Raw genomic sequence first — 2294 nt, forward strand, 5'->3', positions numbered from 1 at the left:
AGCCCAGCCGCGCGATCTCCACCAGCAGCGCGATGCGCCGCGCGCCGGCCAGGCTCTGGCCGCCGAGGTTCAGCGTGAGCTCGGCACCCAGGGTCAGTTCGTCAGCCACTGACCACTCCCTCGCGCAGCTGCAGCACCTGTTCGCCGAAGCGGCCCAGGTCATCCGGGTCGTGCGTGATCATCACGAGCGGGATGTCGATCTGCGACAGCAGCCGGTCCAGCTCGTCGCGCGTGCGCTCGCGAAGCGCCGGGTCGAGCGCGGAGAACGGCTCGTCGAGCAGCAGCGCGCGTGGCCCGTTGACGAGTGCGCGCGCGAGCGCGGTGCGCTGGCGCTGGCCACCCGACAGCTGGTGCGGCAGCTGCGATGCCACCGGCGACAGCTCCAGCGCCGCGAGCCAGCGCTCGACCGGCTCGCCGCCCACGTCGCGTGGCGGGTTGCGCCAGCCGCGCTGCAGCCCAAACGCGATGTTCTGCCGCACGTTCAGCTGCGGGAACAGCGCGTAGTCCTGGAACAGGTAGCCGAAGCGGCGCTGCCGGGCCGGCACCAGGAGGCGCGCGCCGCTGTCGAACAGCGTCTCGCCGTTGAAGGCGATGCGCCCGGCATCCGGCCGCAGCAACCCGGCGATCGCCTGCAGCGTCAGCGTCTTGCCGGCGCCCGACGGCCCGTAGATCACCGTGCGCCGCGCCTGCGACGTGAAGTGCACCTGCAGCTCGAAGCGCCGCTGCGGGCTGCTGACCGTCTTGCGGATGTCGACCTCGAAGCTCATCGCACCATGCTCCCCCGCAGCAGTCGACCGGCCAGCAGCAGCACGACGATGCAGGTCAGCGACGTGATCGCGACCAGCACGTTGGCCACGCCGTCCTGCCCCGCCTGCACCGCCTCGTAGACCGCGACCGACAGCGTCTGCGTGCGCCCCGGGATGCTGCCGGCCACCATCAGCGTCGCGCCGAATTCGCCGAGCGAGCGCGCGAACGACAGCAGCAGCCCGGCCAGGATGCCGCGCCACGCGAGCGGCAGCGTGATGCGGAAGAACACCGCTGCCTCCGACAGCCCGAGCACGCGGCCGGCGTTCTCGAGCTGCGGCTCGACGCCCTCGAAGGCCGCGCGCGCCGCCTTCAGCACCAGCGGCAGCGCGACCACGCTGGCCGCGATCACCGCGCCCTGCCAGGTGAAGATCAGCTGGATGCCGAAGTGCTCGTACAGCCAGGCGCCGAGCCAGCCGCGCTTGCCGATCAGCACCAGCAGGTAGTAGCCGAGCACGGTGGGCGGCAGCACCATCGGCAGCGTGAGGATCGCATCGAGCAGCTCGCGCCCCGGGAAGCGCCCGCGCGCCAGCAGGAAGCCGAGGCCGACGCCGAGCACCMGGTCGATCAGCGTGGCCCAGCCCGCCACCTTCAGCGACAGCGCGAGCGGGATCCACGCCGACTCCGCGGCGTTCACGGCTTCTGGAAGCCGTAGCGCGCCAGCACCGCCTGGCCGGCCGGCGACAGCAGGTAGTCGGCGAAGGCGCGGGCGGCGGCCGGGTTCGGACTGCCGGCGACGAGGGCCACCGGGTAGCGGATCGGGGTTTCGGTGGGCACGGTGAGCGCCACCTTGACCTTGCCCTTCAGCAGCGCGGCGTCGGTGCCGTAGACGAAGCCGGCCTCGGCCTCGCCGCGCGCCACGTAGTCGAGTGCCTGGCGCACGTTCTGCGCATAGACGGCCTTGGGTTCGAGCTCGGCCCACAGCTTCGCGGCCTGGAGCGCGCCCTTCGCATAGCGGCCGGCGGGCACGCCGCTCGGCTGGCCGAGCRCGATGCGCGTGACGCCGGGCTGCTTCAGGTCGGCCAGCGCGGCCAGCGCCAGCGTGCTGTCGGATGGCGCGATCATCACCAGCGAGTTGCTGACGAAGTCGCGGCGCGAGCCGGCGGCCAGCAGCTGCTGCGCCTGCGCGCGGTCCATGGTCTCCTGGTCGGCCGACGCGAACACGTCGACCGGCGCGCCCTTCGCGATCTGCGCCAGCAGCGCGTCGGAGGCCGCGAAGTTCAGCAGCAGCTGGGTGCCCGGGTTCTGCGCCTCGAAGGCGGGGGCCAGCTCCTTGAAGGCGTTGGTGAGGCTGGCGGCGGCCGAGACGGTCAGGTCGGCGGCATGGGCGCCGAGGGTCAGGACCGAGAAGGCCGCGGTCAGCAGGCGGGCAGCGAGGCGCATGGGGGTGCTACGGCGTGGAAGACCTCGAAATGTACTTCACTACATAACGAATGGCTTGGTTCGCGTTGGCGTCGCGCGCGCAAAGGCGCGGGCGGGGAGTCTGGGGC

Annotated in this window: 3 protein-coding genes; all 3 read right to left on the reverse strand. The window is 72.3% G+C overall.

All coding sequences use genetic code 11. The features are described from left to right. Positions 1-101: 101 nt before the first annotated feature. Genes AC1D01_RS30855 through modA form a run of 3 tightly spaced genes read right to left on the reverse strand, consistent with a single transcriptional unit; the run spans position 102 to position 2187 of the window. Positions 102-767: an ABC transporter ATP-binding protein gene (locus AC1D01_RS30855; RefSeq protein WP_477873237.1), complete on the reverse strand. Its 666-nt coding sequence runs from the start codon at positions 765-767 to the stop codon at positions 102-104. Next, a complete protein-coding gene (gene modB, locus AC1D01_RS30860) occupies positions 764-1441 on the reverse strand; it encodes a molybdate ABC transporter permease subunit (protein WP_477873239.1) in 678 nt (225 codons plus the stop codon). The genes AC1D01_RS30855 and modB overlap by 4 nt, the downstream gene beginning before the upstream one ends. Next, complete coding sequence (gene modA, locus AC1D01_RS30865; protein WP_477873241.1) at positions 1438-2187, reverse strand: molybdate ABC transporter substrate-binding protein; 750 nt, start codon at positions 2185-2187, stop codon at positions 1438-1440. The genes modB and modA overlap by 4 nt, the downstream gene beginning before the upstream one ends. Between the last annotated feature and the right edge of the window lie 107 nt (positions 2188-2294).

The organism is Rhizobacter sp. P3_B12, assembly GCF_056402895.1.

Excerpts from the sequence above, each read along its gene's own strand:
- AC1D01_RS30855 (WP_477873237.1), bottom strand. The coding sequence starts at position 767 with ATGAGCTTCGAGGTCGACATCCGCAAGACGGTCAGCAGCCCGCAGCGG.